Below are 2,302 nucleotides of genomic sequence, written 5' to 3'. Positions count from 1 at the left end.
ACCTCGACCGGGCCTTCGGCCGTCAGGTCGAGCGTGTCGCCCAGCGTCTCGCCGGTTTCGCCGCCGGTGACGGTCGCCGCGACATCCGCCGCCGGATCGGTGCCGTCCACGGTGAAGGTGTCGTCGCCGTCGCCGCCCAGGCCGCTGTCGCCACCGCCGACTGCGATGGCGTCGTTGCCGGTGCCGCCGTCGAGCGTGTCGTTGCCTGCACCGCCCGCGAGCGTGTCGTCACCCGCGCCGCCTGCGAGGCTGTCGTTGCCGTCGCCCCCTGCGAGCGTGTCGTTGCCGAGGCCGCCCGCGACATCGTCGTTGCCTGCGCCACCGTCGACAAGGATGCCGTCCGTCGCCGCGGACCCGTCGACCGTGTCATCCCCGCTGCCAAGCTCGAAGCTTTCGATTTCGGAGAAGGTCGTGGTGTTCGTCACCGGTTCGGTCGTCGTGACCGATCCCGATTGCACCACGGGGGCCGCAATCCCGTCACCGAGACGCACGTCGTTGGAATAGGGGTTGAGGCTGGAGGTGGCGACATTCGTGCTGGACGAGGCCCCATCCCAGGGGGCCTGGCCCGACGGGATCGAGATCAGCGTGAACTGCGTGCCGGCCGACGGCGGATCGACCCATTCCATCGCCACGGGATCCCAGCCCGCCGTGATGACCGAGCCATCCCAACCGGAGGTTCCGCCCCCAATATCCACCTTGCCGACGAAATACTGAATGCCGTCGCCATCTTCTACGACAAAGCCATAATCCAGTTGGACGCTAGAGCCTGTCCCGAAGGTTTCACCATTGATTGTGACAGGGGCTACGAGGTCGGCGACGCCTGTATCTTCAATCCTGGAATTGTCGACACCAACAGTTGCTCCAGAATAGGCATTGAGGGTGATCGTATCGCCCGGAACACCGCCACCTGTGTTGGTCGAATCGCGCAGCAAATCGCTTGGGTCATCCCACGCAGCCCTGTCGAGCACGAAGAGCTCAAGTTGCGCCCCGGGAATTGTCGTCGTGCCATCGAAAACAGCCGGTCCGGTGACCGTTTCGGTCGTGTTCTGCGTGATCGTCCCGCTCTCGGCACCGTCAAAGACAATGGACACGCCGTCGGTCTGGGCGGTGGCATCGATATGGTCGCCAGCCGTCTCGACGGTCTCACCACCGACGATCGTATCGGTGCCGCCGGAGAACACGAAGACGTCGTCGCCTTCGCCGCCGCTCAGGCTGTCGTCGCCTGCGCCGCCGTCGATGATGTCATTGCCCGCGCCTGCGTCGACCGTGTCGTTGCCGAGGCCTGCGTCGATCGTGTCGTCGCCGCCATTGGCGAGGATCGTATCGCTCAGCCCGTCGGGACCGTCGATCTCGTCGCCCTCGGCATCGACAAAACCCGGATTCAGGGCTTCGCCGGCCTCGGTGCCATCGACGGGCCCTGCCGCGGTGACAGGCTGGAAAGGTGTCCCGAGGATCGTCTCGATATTGGTAAAGGACAGGGTCTGACCCGTGGCATTGCCCGCGGCATCAAGAAACTCGACCGTTCCGTCCGAACCGTTTCCGTCGCTGTCATCAACCTGGTTGATGATGCGGAAATTCCCGGCGTTGGTCAGATCCAGCGTGTCGTTGTCGATGCCCCCGCTGCCGCCATCGACAACGTCGCCCGCGGCTTCGTCCGCGGTGCCAACCTGGAACAGGTCGGCATCGTCCCCGCCCGACAGGGTGTCGAGGCCGAGGCCCCCCGCCAGCGTGTCGTTGCCCGCGTCACCTGCGAGCGCGTCATTGCCGTCGCCCCCGTCCAGCGCATCATTGCCGTCGCCACCTGCGAGCGTGTCATCGCCTGCACCGCCCGCGAGCGTGTCGTCGCCCGCGTCGCCTGCGAGCGCGTCGTTGCCGTCGCCCCCGTCGAGCGCGTCGTTGCCGTCGCCGCCCGCGAGTCCATCGTTGCCGAGGCCGCCGTCCAGCGCATCGTTGCCAGTGCCGCCTGCGAGCACATCGTTGCCCGCGCCGCCGGTGACGCTGTCGTCGCCCGCGCCTGCGTCCACGTCGAGCGGGCCGCTCGCGGCCGTGCCGTCGATGGTGTCGTTGCCTGCGCCGGTCAGGATGTTCTCGATCTCGGCGAAGGTGATGTCGGTATCGCCGGTGATCGCGTCGATCCCGTCGACCGTGCCGCTTTCGCCGTCCGCGCTGAGCGTAACCTCGACCGGGCCTTCGGCCGTCAGGTCGAGCGTGTCGCCCAGCGTCTCGCCGGTTTCGCCGCCGGTGACGGTCGCCGCGACATCCGCCGCCGGATCGGTGCCGTCCACGGTGAAGGTGTCGTCGC

General features: G+C 67.2%; 1 pseudogene. It reads right to left on the bottom strand.

The window, feature by feature from the left end:
• Positions 1-2,302: pseudogene (locus QQK83_RS19155) on the bottom strand (hypothetical protein); the annotation flags it as partial.

The sequence above is a fragment of the Roseicyclus amphidinii genome (assembly GCF_030163755.1).
GTDB lineage: Bacteria > Pseudomonadota > Alphaproteobacteria > Rhodobacterales > Rhodobacteraceae > Roseicyclus > Roseicyclus amphidinii.
This window is presented reverse-complemented; position numbering and strand designations above follow the sequence as displayed.